The 22,500-nt window shown below is 59.7% G+C and carries 16 protein-coding genes; 7 read left to right on the plus strand and 9 right to left on the minus strand.

Going from position 1 to position 22,500, the window contains the following annotated elements:
- Nucleotides 1-416: 416 nt before the first annotated feature.
- Nucleotides 417-800: a nucleoside diphosphate kinase regulator gene (gene rnk, locus sS8_RS06165; protein WP_119628878.1), complete on the plus strand. Its 384-nt coding sequence runs from the start codon at nt 417-419 to the stop codon at nt 798-800.
- Nucleotides 801-917: 117 nt separating this feature from the next.
- Here rnk and sS8_RS06170 read toward each other — a convergent pair whose 3' ends face one another.
- Nucleotides 918-4,109: a cation-transporting P-type ATPase gene (locus sS8_RS06170; protein ID WP_119628879.1), complete on the minus strand. Its 3,192-nt coding sequence runs from the start codon at nt 4,107-4,109 to the stop codon at nt 918-920.
- 191 nt (nt 4,110-4,300) lie between these two features.
- Between sS8_RS06170 and sS8_RS06175 the strand changes: the two genes are divergently transcribed.
- Nucleotides 4,301-5,062: an HAD family hydrolase gene (locus sS8_RS06175; protein ID WP_119628880.1), complete on the plus strand. Its 762-nt coding sequence runs from the start codon at nt 4,301-4,303 to the stop codon at nt 5,060-5,062.
- Here the strand turns inward: sS8_RS06175 and sS8_RS06180 are convergent.
- The 6 genes from sS8_RS06180 to sS8_RS06205 form a co-directional block, all read right to left on the minus strand.
- Nucleotides 5,059-5,955 (minus strand): universal stress protein, encoded by an 897-nt coding sequence (locus tag sS8_RS06180; protein WP_170160973.1) that lies wholly within the window; start codon nt 5,953-5,955, stop codon nt 5,059-5,061. The genes sS8_RS06175 and sS8_RS06180 overlap by 4 nt on opposite strands.
- Complete coding sequence (locus sS8_RS06185; protein ID WP_119628882.1) at nt 5,952-8,318, minus strand: glycoside hydrolase family 65 protein; 2,367 nt, start codon at nt 8,316-8,318, stop codon at nt 5,952-5,954. Before sS8_RS06185 ends, sS8_RS06180 begins: the two co-directional genes overlap by 4 nt.
- Before the next feature lie 268 nt (nt 8,319-8,586).
- Entirely contained in the window at nt 8,587-8,940 is a 354-nt protein-coding gene (locus tag sS8_RS06190; protein ID WP_119628883.1) for a BON domain-containing protein, read from the minus strand.
- Between the two features lie 432 nt (nt 8,941-9,372).
- Nucleotides 9,373-10,221 carry a hypothetical protein gene (locus tag sS8_RS06195; protein ID WP_145986432.1) on the minus strand — a complete coding sequence of 283 codons (849 nt, stop codon included), beginning with the start codon at nt 10,219-10,221 and terminating at the stop codon, nt 9,373-9,375.
- A gap of 17 nt (nt 10,222-10,238) precedes the next feature.
- Entirely contained in the window at nt 10,239-11,822 is a 1,584-nt protein-coding gene (locus tag sS8_RS06200; protein ID WP_119628885.1) for a SulP family inorganic anion transporter, read from the minus strand.
- A 784-nt stretch (nt 11,823-12,606) separates the two neighbouring features.
- On the minus strand, nt 12,607-12,981 hold the full coding sequence (locus sS8_RS06205; RefSeq protein WP_119628886.1) for a VOC family protein: 375 nt from the start codon (nt 12,979-12,981) through the stop codon (nt 12,607-12,609).
- A 144-nt stretch (nt 12,982-13,125) separates the two neighbouring features.
- Between sS8_RS06205 and glyQ the strand changes: the two genes are divergently transcribed.
- The 4 genes from glyQ to sS8_RS06225 are packed head-to-tail and all read left to right on the plus strand — an operon-like array spanning nt 13,126 to nt 17,442.
- Nucleotides 13,126-14,058, plus strand: a complete 933-nt coding sequence (gene glyQ / locus sS8_RS06210) for a glycine--tRNA ligase subunit alpha (protein WP_232020538.1) — start codon at nt 13,126-13,128, stop codon at nt 14,056-14,058.
- Nucleotides 14,051-16,126 carry a glycine--tRNA ligase subunit beta gene (glyS, locus tag sS8_RS06215; RefSeq protein WP_119628887.1) on the plus strand — a complete coding sequence of 692 codons (2,076 nt, stop codon included), beginning with the start codon at nt 14,051-14,053 and terminating at the stop codon, nt 16,124-16,126. Before glyQ ends, glyS begins: the two co-directional genes overlap by 8 nt.
- Nucleotides 16,127-16,139: 13 nt before the next feature.
- Nucleotides 16,140-16,688, plus strand: coding sequence for a D-glycero-beta-D-manno-heptose 1,7-bisphosphate 7-phosphatase (gmhB, locus tag sS8_RS06220; RefSeq protein ID WP_119628888.1), 549 nt, complete (start codon nt 16,140-16,142; stop codon nt 16,686-16,688).
- Nucleotides 16,689-16,746: 58 nt separating this feature from the next.
- Nucleotides 16,747-17,442, plus strand: coding sequence for a lysophospholipid acyltransferase family protein (locus tag sS8_RS06225; protein WP_232020539.1), 696 nt, complete (start codon nt 16,747-16,749; stop codon nt 17,440-17,442).
- Between the two features lie 147 nt (nt 17,443-17,589).
- Here the strand turns inward: sS8_RS06225 and sS8_RS06230 are convergent, their stop codons facing one another.
- Nucleotides 17,590-18,792, minus strand: a complete 1,203-nt coding sequence (locus tag sS8_RS06230; protein WP_119628890.1) for a polysaccharide deacetylase family protein — start codon at nt 18,790-18,792, stop codon at nt 17,590-17,592.
- 144 nt (nt 18,793-18,936) lie between these two features.
- Nucleotides 18,937-19,275, minus strand: coding sequence for a hypothetical protein (locus sS8_RS06235; RefSeq protein ID WP_119628891.1), 339 nt, complete (start codon nt 19,273-19,275; stop codon nt 18,937-18,939).
- A 662-nt stretch (nt 19,276-19,937) separates the two neighbouring features.
- On the opposite strand from sS8_RS06235, the gene sS8_RS06240 reads away from it, so the two are divergent.
- The gene (locus sS8_RS06240) at nt 19,938-22,481 is read left to right on the plus strand and encodes a bifunctional YncE family protein/alkaline phosphatase family protein (RefSeq protein WP_170160974.1); all 2,544 of its coding nucleotides are present in this window, start codon (nt 19,938-19,940) and stop codon (nt 22,479-22,481) included.
- Nucleotides 22,482-22,500: the final 19 nt, after the last annotated feature.

Raw genomic sequence — 22,500 nt, forward strand, 5'->3', positions numbered from 1 at the left:
TTCAGCGGCTTTAAGTTGCGTTGTTCCACATATTACAGCGCTTCGGTAAGCGGGTGCCGGCGGTGGAACCCCGATGGCTGTAACTGCGATTCTAAGGCTTAGGCACGTTGTCTAAGCCTTTTCTTTCAGTATCGGATCAAGCAGCAAGCCGGCCGCTGGTTATCCGTTCGGGGCCAATGCCGGGAGTGTCCCGACGGAGCGGTGCTTACCGTTCCGGCGTCTTTGACCCGATGCGTCTCATTTATAAATCGTAAGCCATGGTCCGTACTGGGGAACGACTACGCCGTTCGAAGGCTCAATATTGATGTGGACACCGTTTCCCGCGAGCGTGTGTTAAAGGACGCGGCGACCGAAGTCCGACCGATGCAGGACGCTCAGAAATCTTCCAGTTCTCTGCGGATGACAAGGACACTTCCATGGACAAAAAGCCCAACATAATTGTCTCCTCGACGGATTTGGAACGGTTGGAAGAACTGCTCGATTCGCTTCCGGCCGAGGCTTTCCCCGGCAAGGCCGAGCTACAAGCAGAACTCGAACGGGCCGAGGTGGTCGATCCCCAGCAAGTGCCACCGTCTGTAGTGACCATGAATTCGACCGTTCGCTTCACGATTGAGTCGACCGGGCAGGAATTTTCGCGGACCCTGGTCTATCCGAAGGATGTCGATAGCAAAGGCGACAAGATTTCCATTCTTGCCCCGGTAGGGAGTGCGCTCCTGGGGCTTTCGGCCGGCGATCTGATTGAATGGCCCAGCCCCGGAGGCGGCGTTCTCAAAGTGCGGCTCATGGACGTTTCCCATTGACCGGGGCGAAATAGAATATCGGCGCCATTGAAGTCCGGGGCCTCATAGCTTCCTACTTGCAAAGTGCCCTTCGAGTTTCCGACGGGCGGCGATGATACGGCGGTCATTACAGTCCCCTTACGAGCGAAACGTTTTTTCGCTGCCCGCGGCCCGGTGAATCACTAAGGAGAGGATTAGATAAGCGATGCCCAAGACCAGAAGCGTCGTGCTTCCCGCCAACAGCCAGGGCAGGTGCCATGATTCGAACGGATACAGTGGCGCGTGCCAGGCAACCGCTAGCAGCACCGCCGGAACCAGCAGTTTCAGAGCTGTGACCGATCCTTTGTTCACCGTGATGCCGAGCAGAGCTTCCGCGATCAATGCGAAAGCCAGCAGCGCGGAGAATACTGCAAGGACAAGGCCGATGAGGGTTATCGGACCGATGTCGCCTTCGCCGCTCTTCACCAAGCTGAAAAGGCGTTCCGAAACGGCAAACAGTTGCCAGATCAGAACAAGCCCCACCAGACCGGCCAGTCCCGCAGCCGCTCGGTCGAATACCGGTGCCGGGCGGATCTCCGGCGCGGCCGGCCGAAGCCGCTTGCCCGGCACCGGTTTCGCGAGCAGACGCACGACCGCTTTTTCCAGTTCGACCAGCAAAAAGATCGCCATGGCGGCACCGGCGATCCGGAGCCATGCGTGGCCGTTCAAGTCGCGCGCGCCGAAAGCGCTCTGCATGAAAGGCGCATAGGTAAAAATCAACTGCACCGCGATCAGCACGATGATGGCCAGCACGGCATATCGGTTTCCCAACCAGGCGCGCAACGACAGGCTTGGTGCGAGGAAAAACCGGCTGTTGATAAGGTAGACCAGCTCGCCCGCTACCAGAGCATTGACCGCAACGGTGCGCGCCATCTCCACCGAAGCGCCCTGGTCGATTTCCCACCGGTACAAGCCCAGTGTCGCTACGATCAGGAGCAGCGAGACATAAGCGATCCGCCACAGCATATAGCGCGTCACCAATGGCTCGTACGGCGGTCTGGGCGGACGTCGCATGAGATCGCCTTCGGGCAGCTCGAAGGCCAGGGTCAGTGCCAGCGTCACTGCCGTCACGAGATTAATCCAAAGGATTTGCAGGGGCGTGACGGGAAGCTCCGTACCGAGAAGAATGGCCGCTATGATCACTCCGCCCTCACCGCCGTTCGTCGGCATGGTAAACAGGATGGTCTTGCGCAGGTTATCGTAAACCGTGCGTCCTTCCTCCACGGCCGTGGCAATGGTCGCAAAATTGTCGTCGGCCAGCACCATTTCCGCGGCTTCCTTAGCGGCTTCGGTGCCGCGTTGCCCCATAGCCACGCCGATATCGGCGGCCTTGAGCGCGGGTGCGTCGTTCACGCCATCGCCGGTCATTGAGACGACGTGCCCCTCTTCGCGTAAAGCCCTTACCAGCCGCAGCTTGTGTTCCGGACTGGCCCTGGCGAACACCTCGACATCCTGCGCCTGGCTCCGCAGTGCGTCATCGTCCAGGTTTTCGATTTCGGTTCCGGTCAATGCGCGCCGGCCGTCGCCGATCCCGAGCTGCGTTCCCACCGCGCTGGCAGTCGCGGCATGGTCGCCGGTAATCATCTTCACGCGAATCCCGGCGCTTTGACAGCGGGCAACGGCATCCACCGCTTCCGGCCGGGGCGGGTCGATCATTCCGACCACACCGAGCAAAGCAAAGCCTCCGTCGGTGTCATCGAAAGTCAGGGTGTCCTGAGGCTCGGCCAGCGGCTTGACGGCTATCGCCAGGAGGCGTTGCCCAAAGGCTGCTATCTCGGTGGTTCGGCGGTGCCAAAGGGATGGATCCATCGGCTCGTCCTGTCCGCGGCAACGCTGTCGATTACAGCGCTCCAGCACGACCTCCGGCGCTCCCTTAAGATAGATCAGTCCATGACCGGAATGGTCCCGGTGCAAAGTGGCCATGAAACGGTGCTGCGATTCGAAGGGAATGGCTTCAACACGCGGCAAGGCTTCCTGCTCGAACGCAGGATCCAAACCCGCCTTGTAAGCCAGCGTAACCAGGGCGCCTTCGGTGGGATCACCCTCCAGGCGCCAGACCCCGTTGTCCTCGTGGAGGGCAGCGTCATTGCAAAGCATCGCGCCACGGGCCAACTCCAGGAGATGTGGCAGGTCGGCCGCGAATACCTCGTCATCGCCCCGGCTGAATCCGCCCTGCGGACTGTAGCCGGCGCCGCTTACCCGGATCTCGTCTTCCGCGGTTGCTACCGTCTGCACCGTCATTTCGTTGCGGGTCAGAGTTCCCGTTTTGTCCGAACAGATTACGGTGACCGATCCCAAGGTTTCCACCGCCGGAAGCTTGCGCAGGATGGCGTTGCGCTGGGCCATGCGCTGCACGCCCACCGCTAGAGTGATGGTGACGATTGCGGGCAATCCCTCCGGGATTGCCGCGACCGCCAGACTCACCGCGGCCATGAACATCTCTTCCAGCCCAAGACCCCGATTCAGCCAGCCGAACGCGAATGTCGCCGCGGCCGCGCCCAGAATGATGGCAGTCAGCCACCGGGCGAACTGTTCGATTTTTCGCAGCAAGGGCGTGGCTAGAGTCCCGACTTCCGCCAGCATGGTACTGATGCGGCCGATTTCCGTCCCTGTGCCGGTGGCGGCCACCAGCCCGATGCCCTGTCCGTAAGTCACCAGGGTTCCGGAATGGGCCATGCACGACCGATCGCCGACCGGCGCCTCGTAAGCCACTGCCGCAACGGATTTTTCAACCGGCACCGACTCTCCGGTGAGCACCGCTTCATCGATACGCAGACTTCGAACCTCGACGAGCCGCAGATCCGCCGGCACTTTATCGCCGGACTGCAACAGTACCAGATCGCCCGGCACCAGCTGTTCCGCCGGAACCGTCATCCTGCGCCCCCCCCGGAGCACGACGGCGGACGGCGACAACAGATTGCGCACCGCTTCGATGGCCGCTTCGGCCTTGCCCTCCTGAACGAAACCGATGAACGCATTGAGCACTACCACGGCCACGATTACCGCCGTATCGACGTAGTCTTCGAGCAGAAAGGTGACCACCGATGCCGCAAGAAGAACGTAGATCAAGAGGTTATTGAACTGCGATAAAAAGCGCACCAAAGCGCTGCGTTTCCGTGTCGGCGGCAGGCGATTCGGGCCGAAGCGCACCAGTCGTTCTTCGGCTTCGGTCGCGGAAAGTCCGTGCCGGGCGTCGGTGTCGAGCCTATGGATCGACTGCTCCGCCGGGATGGCGTGCCAAGCCGTGGCTTCGCCCGTCCTGTCCGCCGTATCGCGGGTTTTATCGTTCATTACGTTCTCCTTATCGGAATTCTTGACTCAATGCTGTTCTGTCGCTGTTAAACGCCGATGCGCCAGCGGCTTTACGAAGAAGGAACGGGGTTCGAATCACCCGGACAGACCGCATTGCCGCGCCAAAATTTCCCCTGGTCAAAGGTCAAACCGGAATACGGAAATCTTTGCATCGGACATGAGGAAAGTTTATGACTATCGAGACATCTGCGTACGCAATCACTCGAAGAGACTACGATGCCGTCATTTTCGACTTAGACGGCGTGATCACGCAAACGGCAACGCTCCATAAAATCGCCTGGAAGGCCCTGTTCGACGAGTTCCTTGCGCGTTATTCCGCTCGCATCGGCGAATCCCAACAGCCCTTCGACGCCGATTCGGACTATAGACTCTACATCGACGGCAAAGCCCGCTACGAGGGTGTTGCGAGTTTTCTCGCCTCGCGCGGCATCGATCTTCCCTATGGCAATTCCGACGACGGACCGGAGCGGGAAACGGTCTGCGGGCTCGGCAACAAGAAGAACGCGATCTATCGCAATTCGCTGAAGAAGCAGGGCGTCGAGGTGTATTCCTCGAGCGTCGATCTGATTCATGGGCTGAGAAAGAAGCGGTTCGCAACGGCCGTCGTGTCGGCCAGCCGAAACTGTGCCGAAGTCCTGGAGGCTGCGCATTTGACCAATCTTTTCGATACCCGTGTCGACGGGATAGACCTGGAGCGGATGCATCTACGCGGGAAACCCGAGCCGGATTCGTTTCTTGAAGCAGCGCGGCGAATCGGCGTCGAGCCTATCCGTGCCGTGGTCGTGGAAGATGCCATCGCCGGAGTCGAGGCCGGACGCAAGGGCGGCTTCGGGTGCGTCATAGGCGTTGATCGCACCGGTCATGCCGACGCCTTGAAATCTGCAGGAGCGGACATCGTGGTAGCGGACCTCGCTGAACTGGACACCGGCTAAATCGCTTTCTCGCCGGAATGATCCTCAACCGCCAAACCGGATTGACCATGATTTTCAGGCAGGACCAAAACCGGACATGATGCATATTGCAGCACATAGCGGAGTGTCAGAGCGCAGCGGGGCGCCAATTCGCCGTGCCAGGAAAGAACGATCAGGTCGGCACCGTGGCTGTGAGTAAAGCGCACGATCTCGGGACCGGGCTCGCCACGCGCCATGAACATCCGGATTCCGCCTTTCACGGGCTCTCCGGATAAGCTTCTCAGCCGTTCTAAAAACTCCTGCGCCCAGGCGGGCCATTCGTGCTGGGGCTGATCGACATATCGGGGTGCGGTCAGGGTTCCCGGCTCGCGGGGCGGAGCGGCATGTGCGCCGGATACATGCAGGACCAGGAGACTGGCGCCGGTGCGTCCGGCCAGAGTGATCGCGGGCGCCACGGCACGGGCGGTCCCCGGTGTGCCGTCCTGAGGCAATACCACCCGCTGAATCTGCCAAGGAGTCGGCGCGCGTTCGGGCGGCACCAGCACCATCGGGCAGGGCATCTCGCGAAGAACACCCTCGGCGACCGAATCGAGGCCGGTATCGGTCATCTTCTTGCCTTCTCGCATCGCCATGACGATGCACAGGCTGCTCCACTTCTTGGCCGCACGCACAATGCCTTCGGCCGGACTGCCTTGCAAAGGCGCGATGATCGCGTGCTTGAGCAGAGTGTTCAGCAAAGGAAATTTCTTTTTCAAGTCCGGAATCGGAGTTATCGGCATTTCGGTTTGCACGATACAGGGCGTCGCCTCGGCCAGTTGAATGACGGTTTTCGCAACCGGTAAAACGGCAGCCGACCTGGGCGTCGTATCGATCGGCACTACGACTGTGTTCCGTTCCTGGCGCCCATCGCTCATGATGAAACCTCCTTCCAGTGTCCGGCGACCAGTTTCCAGCACATACGCTGGCCGGATCCGAGCCACGCGGGGACAGCGTCGCCCATTCGAATCGCGACGCCCATGCCCGACTCGGCGGCGATTTCGACGATTTCGGGCTGAATGTCTACGTGAAGATGAGTACCCCGCCAAACCAAGCGGAAACGGAGGGCCTTCCATGCCGGCGGGCAATGCGGCGTGAAGCTCAGGCCATCCGCGCCGAGCCTCAGGCCGCCGAAGCCCAACACCGCGGCTTGCCACAGCCCGCCGAGCGCCGCGGCATGAACCCCGCCGGCCGCATTGCCCATGTTGTTGGCGAGATCGATTTGGGAAGCTTGATGAAAATAGCGTGTTCCGGTTTCGAGATCGCCCAGCCGAGCAGCCACGGCAGCATGAATGGACGGGCTAAGCGAGCTGCCATGGGCGGTGCGCGGCTCGTAATAACGGAAATTGATCTCCCGCACCTCGGGCGAAAATCGGTCCCAGAGCAAATAGATCAGCATCACGACATCCGCCTGTTTGACGACGTTACTCAGCTGTGTCCTTTCCCGTCCTAGAATCATGTCTATCGGCAGAGCGTGGCTGCCATACTCGGAGAGATTGATATCGTCCAGCTCGAAGTACCCCTTGAAGTGTTCCAACAGCCCTGTCCGCGTATCGAGCCCGGTATACATTCGCCGCGCCAGATCGTGCCACCTATCGGCCTCGTCTTCCCGCAAATCCAGGCGATGCGCAAGCCCGGACCAGCGATCCGGCCACCGCTCGATCAGCATGCGCGCCGCCTCCGCCGCACATTCCAGGTTCCATTGCGCCATGACATTGGTAAAGGCATTGTCGTCCACGCCTTCGTGATACTCGTCGGGGCCTATGACTTCGCGGATGTGATAGCTGCCGTCTTCGTCCAACAGGCCCCGGCTCGCCCAGAAGCGTGCGGTTTCGAACAAAATTTCGGCTCCGGCATCCAGAAGAAACGTCTCGTCCGCCGTCGCTTGCCAGTATTGCCAGACGGCATACGCGACGTCCGCGCTGATGTGATGTTCCAGCACGCCGTTCAGAATGGGCTTAATCTCGCCATCCGGGCTCAGGCTGTAGCCGGGCGTCATTTCTTCGCCGGTGTTGGTTGATTCCCACGCATACAAAGCCCCTTGATAACCCAGCCGGCGTGCCTTTTCACGTGCGGCGGACAAGGAGTGATACCGGAACATCAGGAGTGCCCGTGCCGAAGGAGGATCGGTGAGAACATAAAAAGGCAGCATGAAAATTTCCGTATCCCAGAAGACATGGCCTTTGTAAGCTTCTCCGGTCAGCGCCCGGGCACCGATCGACACCCTTTCGTCTGCCGGGTTGACGGCCCCGATCAGGTGATAACCCGCGAACCGGACCGCCCGCTGCAGCGCCGCGTCTCCGGCAATTTCGACGTCGCTTTCCCGCCAGCGCTTTTCCCAGGCACGCGCGTGGGCGGCGATCACATTGTTGGGTTCCGCGTTCAACAGGCTCCGCAAATGCTCGGCCGCCATGGCGGAAGGCCGATCCACTTCACGCGAAGTATAAATTACGACCAGTCGATCGAATCGGTAGGGTTTACCCGCTTCGATGTCCAGTTCCCAAGATTCGACGCGCCGATCCGGCGACGGGTCGATCCTCGGCGGGACGGCCTCGCCTCCGATCCGCAGGCGGCCCGCACTGGCGACCGCGACCTTGATTTGCGTGGTATGAGTGCATAGCTCAAGTAGAGAAGCGGAGTCTCCGTCTTCCGAGGGCGGACACGGTTCCGGTGTCAGACGCACGCGGCCGGGACGTTCCACCACCGGTGCGGTCAAGGCCCGCAGATGAATGTCCGGGAACCGGTTTTCCGCGTCAAGTTGTATGCTCTGAAAAAGGACGTGCCTATCGGCAAGCGAAGCGAGGCGGCAGGCGCGAACGTGAATCAATCCGCCGGCTTCCGTCCGATAGTCGAATTCCCGCCAGAGTATGCCGTGATACATATCGATCATGCGGCGGTGCCAGACAAAATTGCCCTCTTCGAGCCGGAACTCACGTCCGCTGGTCAGCAAACTGAGCTGCATCCAATCGGGTGCTGCCGCCAATTCCGGAACGGGATCACCCTGGGCGGCGGTATTGGTGTCGAACACGCCGGCGATAAAGGTAGCCGGATTCGACAAAGCGCTGCCTTCGGCAAGAGAGGCCCGGGACCCCACATAGCCGTTGGATACGGCGAACAAGGATTCGATTTCGTGCTCCCGGGCCAAATTGAACCCTACTTCTTCGATTCGCCACAGCGGGTCGTCGGTGGGATGAAAATGGAAAGCGCCTGCTTCCGCAAGGCTAACGGGAATTTCTGTCATGGCGGCAACAACTCGGTATATCCGGCAAGACTGTGCATGGGCCGAACCATCTTATTCCGTTCGGAGGCGGACAGGCTCGTAGATGCGGCCTTATCGGCCGCGCATCCTGTGTCCCCACGGTATGGAACCTAGCCCAGGGCCGAGGAACGCGCCGACGCCCCTTGTCGTCGGCGCTTCGAAGAACGGACGGAACCGAGATCGGACCGCGAAAGCCCGTCGTGCGAAAAATCCGATTCTCGCTGCCGCACCGCCCGGTCTCCTCGGATCATCAAGGCGTCTCCTTTCCCCCCACCCGAATATCGTTCTTGACATCCTTAACCCCTTCGACGCCACGGGCTATATCTGCGGCCTTCTCCTTTTCCATCGCGCTGTCGACGAAGCCGCTCAACTGCACCACACCCTTTTCGGTTTCCACTTGGATGGCCAGACCACTGGTGCTCTGATCCGCGAGCAGCGCCGATTTGACCTTGGCGGTGATGGCCGTGTCGCTCATGTATCCCTCGGCGGTCTGGGTAAGAATCAGCCTTGCCGGCTCTCCGGGTGCAGCAGCGGCAAAGGCGCCGGAGTAACCGGCAACGCCAAGGGCTACGAGAGACGCCAGAACGCATTGACGTGTAATCATTGTCCCCTCCTTGCAATCTGAAAAAATCAGCTTCCGATGTGCTGAAACTTGCCTGCCGAGCTCGACAAAGGGTAACGGCGGCCGCCAAGCCCTTTTGCGCCCGAACAGGATCGAGCTTCATCATGAATTACGACAGAAAATCCGTCGTAAAAATCATGGATTAACCGACTTTTTTGCAGTGCCGGCCGAAAAGGAACCTATTCAAATCGCCTGCTTTAAGGAATTCATCTTTGTCGGATGGATTAGAGGCAAAGCCGTAAACCCCACGAGCGACCTCGAATCGGTGGCTTGCTCGTTCAGAAGCGTGTTCGACCGGATCGTCGCCAGCGCAATCGAGCGGATACCTTTTTGCCGAGGCCCTCGTAATGATCCGGTCAGAACTCTCTGGGGCATCCGGTTCGGCGGCGCGTTCCAGGCGCTACGGTTTCGACCTCAGAACGCGAAAATCATCCGCCAGGCCGCCATCCATTTCGTGCGCTTTCCCGCCAGCCGAGTAGGGCCCGCTCCGAATTGCAGGGTGACGTGGTTCGTGAAGTCCAGATGTAACTGGGGCATTAACAGATATCCCCAGCGCGAACCGATCTCGTTGTCCAGTTCGACGCCCAGCGTCCACCGGTCGGAAAGATTGACGAACCAGTTCGTATTGAAAATACCGGAGAATTTATCGCAGTGTTTGAAGTCGCACCATCGGAGCCCGACCATGTTGAAGGTACTGATCGCGTGATTCCAGCGATAGCCGGCGAGATAAAGCGCGTCGGCGGAAAAATCGCCATCGTGCCGGTGGTAGCGTCCGATGATCTGCCAACCGTGAATATAGCGCTGCCGGGATAGCGTTCCCAGAGTTCCCTGAACCGCCAGCTTGTACTCGGCTACCGACAAGTTTTCGAACGGAAGCTCGAACTCCACGGCCAAGCCGTCCCGTACCGCGTACTCCAGTTCGGGCGCCCATTCGGTTTCTCCGCTTCTCAAGCCGTGACCGGCCAAAACATTGGTTTCGAACTCTCCTTGCTGTACACCCAAGGGCCTTACCAGGTCGAATACCATGGGTTCCGGAATGTGCGGCATCTCGCTGCTCAGCGCCGCATCCCCGTCGTCTGCGTCTGAGGGAGTATGGCCTCGCGCCCCGGGTGCCATCAGCAACAGACATACTACCGAAGGCGCGCCGATAGAAACCTGAAATTTCCATCGCCCCAGCGCATTCGGGGAAAAGATCGGTCTCGCCGCGTAATAACGTGTTGAGGAACCCCCTCCGACCGGCGAGTCGCCGGTCGGCCGTTCCACGCCTTCCCCTCCCGGTTTCATAAAACGCCGACCGGGACAGCTTGCTTGGGAGGTATCAATTCCGAATTGCCGTTTAGGTTCTTCAGTTCGACGGTGATATTGTCGTCCGAAGCCGCGGCCACGAAGTCGTGGATGGTTTCCAGGATGTCCTGGTCGATGAATTGGGCCCGAGTCGCATCGATGATGACATAGCCGTTCTCGTCGATACTGTCGAGATAACGCCGCAACAGGGCCTTGTTCAGAAAAGACACGTCCTTGTGCAGCCGCAAGAGATAATTGTTGCCGTGCCGGGTCAGCGTGATCGCCGCCTGGAAATTGGTCCGAATCACGTAATACAGGCCGATCACCATCCCGACGGCAATGCCCTTCAGCAGATCGGTCATCAGAATCGCCACGATGGTGATCACGAACGGGACGATCTGGCTCGCGCCCTTGGTGTACATCTCCTTGAACAGCTTGGGCTTGGCCAGCTTGTAGCCGGTCAGGAGCAGGATCGCCGCCAGGCAGGCCAGCGGAATCAGGTTCAAATACTCGGTGATGAACATCACGCTCAACAGCAGCAGGACGCCGTGAATGAAACACGCCATCTTGGTGCGTCCGCCCGCGTTCACGTTGGCGGAACTGCGCACGATCACCGCCGTCATCGGCACTCCGCCGATGGAGCCGGCGATCAGATTGCCGAGACCCTGCGCCTTCAACTCGCGATTGGTCGGGGCGACCCGCTTCAAGGGGTCGATCTTGTCCGCCGCCTCGAGGCTCAAGAGCGTTTCCAGGCTCGCGATGATGGCAATGGTGACGGCAACCGTGTACACCTCGGGATTCGTCCACTGCGTGAAGTCCGGAAAGGTGAACTGCTGAAAGAAGCCCTCGACGCCCTGAATCTCCGGAAGCCTCACCAGATGCTCCTGCGCAATCGCGTAGGCCGGCGCGAACTTCGCCGAGAGCAGGTTGTACGCCACCCCCCAGAGCACCGCCACCAAAGGCCCCGGAATCAGACCCAGCACGGCATTGCGCTTGAACAGCGAGGTCTCCCACATCAGCATGATCCCGATGGCGACCAGGCTTACGATCACGGCTCCGGGCGAAATCGCTTGGAGCGAATAGGCGATCTCGGAAAAAGTCGTGTGGCCGTCCGGTTGAACGTAGGCTTCGTCGCCCTCGAAATCGGCATCATAGCCGACTGCATGCGGGATTTGTTTCAGGATCAGGATCAGGCCGATGGCCGCCAGCATGCCTTTGATCACGGCCGCCGGGAAGTAGGCGCCGATCACCCCGGCCTGGAGAAAGCCCAGGACCAGTTGCAGTCCGCCGGCGATGACGACGCTCAGCAGCAAGGCCTGGAAGCTGCCGAGCTTGTCGATGGCATTGAGCACGATCACGGTGAGGCCTGCCGCCGGGCCGCTCACGCTCAGCTGTGAACCGCTGGCCCAGGCGACCACCAGGCCGCCAACGATGCCGGTGATGATGCCGGAAAACAGCGGAGCGCCCGAGGCGAGCGCGATCCCCAGGCACAACGGCAGGGCTACCAGGAACACGACGACGCCCGCGGGAATATCGTTCCGCAGATGGCTCAAATAATAACGAAAATGTTTATGAATCATATAGCCAGCACCTCTTGGTTCGGATTTAAAAAGCTCGCAGTCCCCAATCGGGTGCTGTATCCCTTTCCGTAGAAGCGGCCCGTCCGCGCCGGCCCGGGTTCAGAGCGCTACTGCGCCTAATAGGGCCGGTCAAATGTGCTCGGGAGGCAATCACCCGCCGATGCATCCCATCAAGGAAGCTCTGATTAAGTCCTTCGCCAGGCCTGTCCTGAGCTCAGTCGAAGGGCATGAACGGAATCAACTTGATCAGAGCTTCCTTAAAGCCTGCCTCAGTCGTCGGATTCGAACAGAATGGGGAACGACGGACGCCCCGAAACCGAATCGCGCCTATCACGGCAACAGTCATAGCCACCAGCACCGTTTGGCGGAGTACTCCACGCTGGTGCGAGCAAACTTGGCCTCCATTCTATAGACCAAAGCTTTCATTAACCTTTCAACCTGGAAACGGCTGGGGGAGGATGCGATGCATTACGGTGAACTTGCCGAGGCACATCGGTTAATCACCGCATTTCTGCCGGCTCTTCCGTGTACGCCGCGCGCAATGGGGTCGTCGCCGCTAGCCGGCCTCATGCTCGCGACTGCGACGGTTCCCCGGAACTAAAGTATGTCTACGGTTTTCATCGCGATTCGACGCCGTAGGATGCATTAGGCGGGTAAAAGTGCCGCGAGGGGATCGATATGAAGGTGTTCTCTGTGTCGCGGTTGTACCGAGTACCGGTCGACCGTGATGAGAGCAGGCCGAAGGCGCCGCAATCCGCACTCTTGGCGCCCTTCACATACCCACTCAAGGCCGCAATTCGATCAGCTCGAAGGTGTTATTGTCCGGATCTCGGCAAAACAGCGCCGGACGGCCGGACTTACTCACGCTGTAGGGCACCCCCGCTTGTTCGAGGTCGCGCTTGATCGCCGCCAGATCCGCAACGTTCAACGCAACGTGGCGGTCGAGCCCCCCGTGTTCCGGCCGCTCCGCCCCTATATCGGGGTTCGGTACCTGAAGCAAATGGATCTGCTGCTCGCCGATCTCGTACCAAACGCCGTCGAACGGCATACGGGGGCGCTTGTCGCTGGGGGTCAATCCGAGAATACCCTCGTAAAAACGCCGCGAGGCGTCCAGATCGCTGACGATCAGTGAGGCGTGATTAAAACCGACAATCTTCATGGGTCCTCTCTAACACGTTAAGGGAAACGAAAAGATTCTATTTTGTCGCCGTGGCGCTGACGGCACAATCGATTCCGGCAATAATCGGCCCGATTGCCATTTCGGGATATAATCGACAACTTTGATCAACCATCCGAAACCGTTGTGGCCAGTCAACCCATAGCAAAACGCGACGTTTCCACTTTTCAGGGACTGATTCTGGCGCTGCAGGAATACTGGGCGGCACAAGGCTGCGTCATCGTGCAGCCTCTGGACATGGAGGTCGGAGCGGGCACTTTCCATCCCGCGACATTCCTCAGATCCATCGGCCCGGAGCCCTGGAACACCGCCTACGTACAACCCTCCCGCCGGCCCACCGACGGCCGCTACGGCGAGAATCCCAACCGGCTCCAGCATTATTACCAGTTTCAGGTCATACTCAAGCCAAGTCCGCTCGATATCCAGAACTTGTATCTGGGTTCCCTGCGCTTCCTCGGATTCGACCTGCTGGAACACGACGTCCGCTTCGTCGAGGACAATTGGGAATCGCCAACCCTTGGCGCCTGGGGCTTGGGCTGGGAAGTCTGGCTAAACGGCATGGAAGTCACGCAGTTCACTTATTTCCAGCAGGTCGGGGGGCTCGACTGCCGTCCGGTCACAGGCGAGATCACTTACGGGCTGGAGCGCATCGCAATGTACCTGCAAGGCGTCGAAAGCGTGTTCGACCTGGTGTGGACCCATCGCCCCAACGGACCCGTGACCTACGGCGACGTTTATCACCAGAACGAAGTGGAAATGTCGTCTTTTAATTTCGAACATGCCGATACAGAATTCCTCTTCGGCTGCTTCGATACTTACGAGCGCGAATGCCGGAAACTGATCGCGCAGGATTTACCCCTACCCGCCTACGAAATGGTGTTGAAAGCTTCGCACTCCTTCAACCTTCTGGACGCGCGCCGCGCCATATCCGTCACCGAGCGCCAGCGCTACATCCTCCGTGTCCGCGATTTGGCCAAGTCGGTCGCGGAGGCCTATTACCAGCGCCGTGAAAAGCTCGGTTTTCCGCTGTTGAACTCGAGGAACCCCGACGATGAGTGAGACGCGCGATCTGCTGTTCGAACTGGGCACCGAGGAATTGCCGCCGAAATCCCTGCTCGCGCTGAGCCGGGCGCTGAAAAACAACGTCGAGAGCGGACTCGCCAAGGCGTCCTTGGGATTCGATGAAATCGTACCGTATGCGGCCCCGCGGCGGCTGGCCGTGTGGGTGAAAGGACTCGCGACCGCCCAGCCCGGCCAGACCGTCGAAAGGCGCGGCCCCGCGCTCAATGCCGCCTATCAGCCCGACGGCTCGCCTTCCAAGGCCCTCGAAGGCTTCATGAGGAGCTGCGGCGCCACCCTCGAGCAGCTTACGACCATCGAAACCGATAAAGGCGCTTGGATCGGCTTTCGCCAGGAGGTCAAGGGCGGCCGGACCGAGGATTTGATCCCGGACATTCTGCACCATTCGCTCGCCGCCCTGCCCATCGCCAAACGCATGCGCTGGGGAGCCGGCACCGCCGAGTTCGTGCGTCCGGTGCACTGGATCGTGCTGCTGTTCGGCAGTGACGTGATCGATGCCGAAATCCTCGGCGTACGCTCAGGACACATAACATACGGCCACCGCTTCCACCATCCGGACGGCCTGGACTTGAATGCGCCCTGCGAATACGCCGAGAAACTCCTGAACGAAGGCTTCGTCGTCGCCGACTTCGAGACGCGCAAGACTAAAATCCGCGAGTCGGCCGAAGCTGCTGCCGCGGAGGTCAACGGTTGCGCCCATGTCGAGGCTGATCTCCTGGACGAAGTCGCGTCCCTGGTTGAATGGCCGGTGCCGGTTCTCGGCGGATTCGACGCCCGCTTCCTGTCCCTTCCGCCGGAAGTGCTGGTCACCACCATGCAGGCGAATCAGAAATATTTTCCGGTGAAGGACAAAGAAGGCGCCCTGCTGCCCTATTTCATCACCTTCAGCAATCTGGACAGCCGCTCCCCGGACACCGTACGCGCCGGAAACGAAAGAGTCGTGCGCCCTCGCCTATCGGATGCCGAGTTCTTCTGGGATCAGGACCGCAAGCAAACCCTCGAAAGCCGGGTGCCCGAGCTGTCCCAGATCACCTTTCAGAAAACCCTTGGATCGCTGCTCGACAAAACCGAAAGAGTCAAGAACCTGGCCGTCATCATCGCCGAGCGGCTCAATACGGAAAGCGCCTGGGTCGAACGCGCCGCCCTTCTGGCCAAGGCCGACTTGCTGAGCCTGATGGTCGGCGAGTTTCCCGAGCTGCAGGGCACCATGGGCCGCTACTACGCCCTCGCCGAGGGCGAACCGGAGGACATCGCAGCCGCTATCGAGGAACAGTATCTGCCCAAGGTGTCGGGCGGCCCCCTGCCGCAAACGGCTACCGGCCTGATGCTTGCCCTGGCGGAAAAGATCGACACCCTGACCGGCATCTTTAGCGCAGGTCTGATACCGACCGGCGACAAAGACCCCTACGCTTTGCGCCGCGCCGCCTTGGGCGCCATCCGCATCCTGCTCGAGGCGGAATTGGATCTGGATCTTCCGGAGCTCCTGGATTCAGCCCTGGCGCAGTTCACCCACCCGTTCGACGCCGAGACGGTACATGCGAACGTTTACGACTTCATCCTCGAAAGACTCCGCGGTAACTGCCTCGAGCGCGGCATCCGCCACGACGAGTTCGAGGCCGTTCTGGCGGTCAGGCCCGGCCGCTTGCCCGATTTCGATAGCCGCCTGAAAGCCGTGGGCGAGTTCCGCCGGCTGGCCGAGGCCGAGAGCCTATCCGCGGCCAACAAGCGGATACGCAATATCCTGCGCAAGGCGGAAGAGGAAGTCGTCGCCAATGTCGACGATCAGGTTTTGACGGAAGCGGAAGAAAAACATCTGTTGGAGGCCGCGCGGCAAGCCAAGGAAGACATTCTTCCGCTGCTGCACGAACGCGACTATACGGCCGCCTTGTGCCGTCTAGCGCAGCTCAGGGAAACGGTGGACGCCTTTTTTGACCGCGTCATGGTGATGACCGAGGATGCCGAACTTCGCCGCAACCGGCTGGGTCTCCTGGCCATCGTGGAGGGGTTGTTCCTCAATATCGCCGACATCTCCAAGCTTCAGGGATAAGCGGCCCCACGGCATGTCGAAATTCGTCATTTTGGACCGGGACGGCGTCATTAACGAGGATTCCGACGCCTATATCAAATCGCCCGACGAATGGGTCCCCATCCCGGGCAGCCTGGAAGGGATCGCGCTCTTAACCCGCGGCGGGTTCCGTGTCGTAGTCCTCACGAACCAGTCCGGCATCGCTCGCGGGTTGTTCGATCTGCCGACGCTGGGAGCCATCCATCAAAAAATGCGCAGCGCGGTCGAGTCCTCGGGGGGCCGAGTCGAAGACATTTTCTTTTGCCCGCACGGCCCGGAAGACGGTTGCGACTGTCGCAAGCCCGAACCGGGTCTATTTCGCGCATTTGCCGATAAATACAAGGTCGATTTGAAGTCCGTGCCGGCAGTGGGCGACTCTTTCCGGGACATTCAGGCCGCCCGCTCAGCGGGCGCCAACGCCATCCTGGTTGAAACCGGCAAAGGCCTGCGGACTTTGGCCCGCCATCCGGATCTCGATGTTCCAATTTTCCCAAACCTTTATGCAGCGTCCCAATCCATCCTTTTCAATGTCGATTTGCGTTAGCTTGCGTTCCACCATCTACTTTCTCGGCCAAGTGATCTCAACCCTCCTGCTTGGGCCCGTGCTAATCGCCGCGTATCCGCTCGGATTCGAAACCCGCTATGCCATTGCCAATCGGTGGGTGCGCTTCAACCTTTGGCTGCTGGAAACCGTATGCGGATTGAAGTACGAGGTGCACGGACTCGAAAACATTCCGGCGCAAAAAAGCGGCGTCATCCTCTGCAAACATCAATCCGCCTGGGAAACACTGGCTTTGCAAGCCCTATTCCCGCCCCTGGTATTCATCTTGAAGCGCGAGTTGCTGCGCATTCCGGTATGGGGTTGGGCGATGGCGACTCTGGAACCCATCGCCATCAACCGGCAAGCGAAAGCCGCTGCCATGAAACAGATTCTGAGGGACGGCGAAAAACGGCTGAAAGACGGGCGCTGGGTGGTTATTTTCCCGGAAGGGACCCGAGTCGCGCCAGGGCAGAAAGGACGCTACGGAACTAGCGGTGGAATACTCGCCCATCGCACCGGCTGCCCGGTAGTGCCGGTGGCTCATAATGCCGGCGAATACTGGGCCAGGCAGGCCTTCCTCAAATTTCCGGGCGTCATTCAGGTGCGCATCGGACCGCCGATCGACGCCACGGCGCTGAGTTCCGCCGAAATCAACCAACGCGCCGAGCAATGGATCGAAGATCAGATGTCCACAATCAGCGGGTGTGGACCCTACGCGGGACCTCTGCCGCCGAACGATGTACCGAACTTGATGTAGGATAGGTAGAGCGAAGCGAAACCCATCGGTGGCGGGTTAGCCCTTCGACAGGCTCAGGACAGGTCCGAGGTTGCTCGATGGGTTACGGCCTCGCGACCTATAGCTCTACCCCACACAAATGAACGCCTTATTGAGAGCGATTTGGAATTAGCCATTGCCGGCTGAAGGGGACCGAGAACTCCCGGCATTGTAGCGTTGCAAGCAGGCCTCGGCTTCGTCCAGGTCGCTATGGCAGCGGTGCACCCACTCCTCCCCCCAATAAAAGTTACAGCTGGTTTCGGCTCGCAATAAGCGCCACAAGGCTTCGTTCAAATCTCCCTGCTCCGGTCCCGTCAGCTCGTTCGCTGCGGCGGGATCACGGGCTTCGTGTACCGCCTTGCTGATGACCTTAAGCCGCGCCAGGGAGTCCTTCTGCGCCTGCGAGCCGGTCCATTGCAGGAAATCCCGACCATGGTGCCATCCGGTATTCCACGCCCCCGTCCTCACCGTGACTTCACCAAAAGTACCGAACCGGTCCAGGTAATCCTTGATAAAGATCGGCTGAATCAAACCATTCCTACGCGCCTCTTCCAGCATTTCCCGATAGAATGCGCCCCAGAAATTCACCTCGTTGGTCGTATTGCGGAACCAGCCTCCGTTCTCACCATCCGTGCAGGTCGTGATCAACGGCTCGAAGTCGCACCACTGGGTCCGTTGGGCCAGTTCTTTCACAAACCAGACATAGTCCATGCCGGATTCCTGGGCGTCCGAAAGCTCCCGGTCGCGCACGATAACGATGATTTCTTCTCCGTTGTAGCGCGCGACATGAGGACGGTAGCGAAGCTCGTGCCACTGCATGGGCGTCACGGGTTCCACGTGCTCGCTGTCGACGATCACAAAGCGGTAGCCGAATTTCTTGAGCAACGGAATCAATTCCATGGAAAACCCCATTTCCGGGGGCCAAAAGCCCTGGAAAGTGTCCCGCCAGAACAGGTGACCGGCGATGCTGCGCCAGCGAGCCAGATGCTCGTCGCGATCGGCTGCGGGTATCAGCGGCAAGACCGGATGGTAATAACCCGTGCCCAGAATATCGATGATCTTCTCGTTCTGCAGGTGCCAGATCAGCGATCCGCAATCGACAATGCCGTAAACGCGGCTTTGGAACTCAGGATTCGATAAAGTTTCGAGGAGCGTCCCCGAAAGCGAAAGATGGACCCTTGCAATGTCCTCGTAATCCCAAAGAAAGCGAGGAATCCGGTCATAGGCAAATAGAATCTCGTGCGCCTCCCACGGCTGTTCCGAAAACAGATGTTCCAGATTGCCGGGTGGCTGATGCAGGTTCAATACCAAGGCGTGGTGGATGGCAGACATAATCCCTCGATGTGTTCAACTCGATAACGAACGCGCATGGCTTATTATGCCCTTTGCAAAGTCCGTTTGGCATATGCCCGAAAAGAAAGGCTTTCATCCCGGGCTAGCCGGAAAACCGGACCCTAAAGCATCCGGGCAGCTCGATTACGGATCAGGCAACCGCTCGACCCCATCCACGAAAAGCCTCTTCACCGAGCCATCGACGACATACGTCACGATAGACTTCTTCCCGACTGCGCCGTAGGACACGCCGTTCCATGTCACTCTGCCGTCCCTGACCTCAACCCGGTCGCCATTAAGCGAAATTTTCCCCTGCTGACCGCTTATGACGGCCTGCCCGTTCGCGTGCCCGAGCGAAACGGAGGACACTGAACTGGATATGGTCGAATTAGAGATACTGGCGGCATTAACGGATGCGTATTGTGTCGTCGAGCTCATAAATACCAGCGATGAAACGAAAGTCGTGAACTGTTCCTTGTTCATGGTGCCTCCAGGGTGACTCAAAGGTCACTCCAATCCTAACGCTGTTACCATCGGCAGGCCAGTGACTTTAGATTCCCCCTCACCTGACAGCTTGACCGCCTCAGGCGCCGGGCTGCCAAGGACGAACCTGACTGTTCTACCGACCCGAAACCTCCGGCCGCCCTGCCTTGCGCAACAACCGCTCCGCCACCATCAAGGCGTCCACCGGCTCGCGGTGCAGATAGACCTTTACAGGGCACGCTTTCCTTGCTTCTGCTGTTCTGTCGCAGAACCGCCACCATCATGTCACGTATTCGTAAACCGAATGAAACGTTGTACGCCTATGATCCGGCGCGAACATCACGGTGCGCCACACGGTTCTTGTGCTCGACCCGACCGAGAGTAGATATGAATTGCCCATGGCACGAACGGAACGGGTTTACGCGTGAATCGCGCGGCGCTACTAAGGGAGCATCTCGCTTCGATTGATCGGCATTGCGCGACTATGCCGCTCGCTTTGAATCGCTAGACATTAGCCGCAGGTCCGACGCACTGTGACGGCAGGGGCAATCCCCTGTCATCGTTGCGCTGATTCGCCGACCGGTGACGAGCGCCCATGAGGCAATGTTCGTCCGACGGAGAGGGCGGCCTCCGCACCCATCATGACGTTATTGGAGATTCGCATGCAGCCCAGAGTAATGATCATCGCCGGCCTATTGAGCGGCATTATGTCCGTCGGCCTTCCCGGTATCGGCAATACCGTTCACGCGGCGTCCCCCGACCTGTCGACCCGCCCCGCGGGCCCCAGCCCCGACGGTCTGACGGGCATCACCCCTAACAACTGGCAAGTTACCCCCGTTGGAGAGAAGATCCGGCTCGGCCACGTGCCCCTCGGCATGATCCTCAGTCCGGACGGCAACGACCTACTGATCAGCAATAACGGTTACGGTCCGCACTCCCTCATGCGCATCGATCGAGCAAATCTTACCATTCGCGATCACCTTCCCTACGACGCGCCGGAAGGCCTGTTCATCGGACTAGCCTACAGCAGGGACGGCAGGCGTATTTATGCCTCGGGTGGCCATACCAACCTGGTGCGCGTTTATGAGGTGACGGAGAGTGGCATCGCTGAAACCGGGCAAATTCAGGTGGATCCCCGCCGCACGGGCGGCTTCATTACCAGCATCGCCCTGTCGGCCGACGAGAGCCGGCTGTTCGCGGCCAACCACCAAGGCGGGGATGTGGCGGTTCTAGACCCCGTCGCTGGCACCGTCACCCACCGAATCCCGATGGGTGAAAGCGCCGACCCCTATAACGCCAGCATGTTTCCGTACGGTGTACTGCTCAGTGCCGGCGGCAAAAAGCTCTATGTGTCCAACTGGAAGGAAGGCAATGTCGCCGTTGTGGATGTGAGTAACCCGGATTCCGCTGCGGTGACCAAACGCATCGCGGTGGGCCAGCACCCTAACGTCATGGTCTTCAGCCCCTCCGGCGACCGGCTGTACGTGGCCAACGCCAACAGCGACAACGTTTCCGTGATCGACACCGACACGGATGCCAGGCTGTTCGACATCGACGTGCGGCCTTACAAGAACGCTCCCTCGGGCAGCACACCCAATGCCCTGGCAGTCTCCCCCGGCGGCGAAACCCTCTACGTGTTGAACGCCGGTGAGAACGCCGTGGTCGTGGTCGATCTGAAAGGTGAGAAAAAGAATCCGAAAAGCCGCTATAAGGTAAGGGGCCGCATCCCCACCGGCTGGTACCCGACGGCGCTCAGCATCAGCCCGGCCGGCGACAAGCTCTACGTCGCCAACTCCAAGGACGTGGGCTTGGGCCAGAACGCCTATCCTCAGAGCTATGTCGGCGATCAGATGATCGGCTCGCTATCCGTGATCGACGTCCCAGATCAGGGCACGCTGAAACGCTACACTCGCCAGGTCAACGAGAACAACATGGTGGCCCGCGGCAAGGCCGTAACAGCAGGCGGCAAACATGGGGAACCCCATGCCCACTCCGGCATCCTCAAGCAGCTACCCATCCGGCATGTGGTTTATATCGTCAAGGAAAACCGCACCTATGACCAAATCTTCGGAGACCTTCCGAAGGGCAATGGAGACTCCAGCCTGCTCATGTTCGATGATCGGAGTGCCCCCAACCATCGCCGTCTGGCCCGCGAATTCGTGCTTCTGGACAACACCTACTGCGATGCGGAGATCAGCAAGGACGGCCATGAACGCTCCATGGGCGGCAACGCTACGGACTATACGATGAAGGTCTGGCCGAGTGACTACTCCGGCCGCGGCACCCTGACCAACCGGGCACTGATCGCCATCACCAATGTGCCCGGCGGCTACTTGTGGGACGCTGCCCGGGCGGCCGGCATCAGCTACCGCTCCTACGGCGAGTACGTGATCAACGGCAAAACATACGCCGACGGCAGTTACGAGCCCGCCACCACCCGCATGCCCGCTCTGGTGGACCACTTTTCGCCGATGTACCGCACCTACGACCTGAAGCATATGGACATCAAGCGAGCCGAGGTGTGGCTCGAGGAGTTCGAATCCTATAAGAAGAACGGCGGCTTCCCCAACCTCTCCATCATCAGCCTTCCCAACGACCATCTCGCCGGCACCCGCCCCGGTTATCCCACTCCCCAGGCCATGATGGCGGACAACGATCTGGCCTTGGGACGCATCGTCGACGCCATCTCCCATTCCCGATTCTGGCCCAACACATTGATCATGGTCATCGAGGACGATACCCAGAACGGTTTCGACCATGTCGATTCCCACCGCACGCCGGCCTTGCTCATCGGCCCCTACGTCAAACGCCGAGCCGTCGACAGCACTCACTACAGTACTGTATCCATGATCCATACAGCCGAGGTATTGCTGGGTCTCAAGCCCATGAGCCAGTTCGACGCCGCCGCCAACACCATGAATCGAAGTTTTACGACCCGTCCCGATTTCACGCCTTACGAGCATATCGTACCCGCCCAGGATCTCTATGAAATGAACCCCGCGTTGGCTTCCCTGCAGGGGGAAAAGCGCGGGCTCGCGGAGCGTTCGATGAAACTCGATCTTGCCGAAGTGGACGCCGCAGACACGCACGAGTACAACGCGATTCTTTGGAAGGCGATCAAGGGTAGCCAGCCTATTCGGCCGCTGAGCCGCCAGCCGCGCGAACCCGGTATTAAGGAAGTATTGCTGGTCTCCCGGACCGACTAATAACGTCTACGAGCCCCGG

Source organism: Methylocaldum marinum (genome assembly GCF_003584645.1).
Lineage (GTDB): Bacteria > Pseudomonadota > Gammaproteobacteria > Methylococcales > Methylococcaceae > Methylocaldum > Methylocaldum marinum.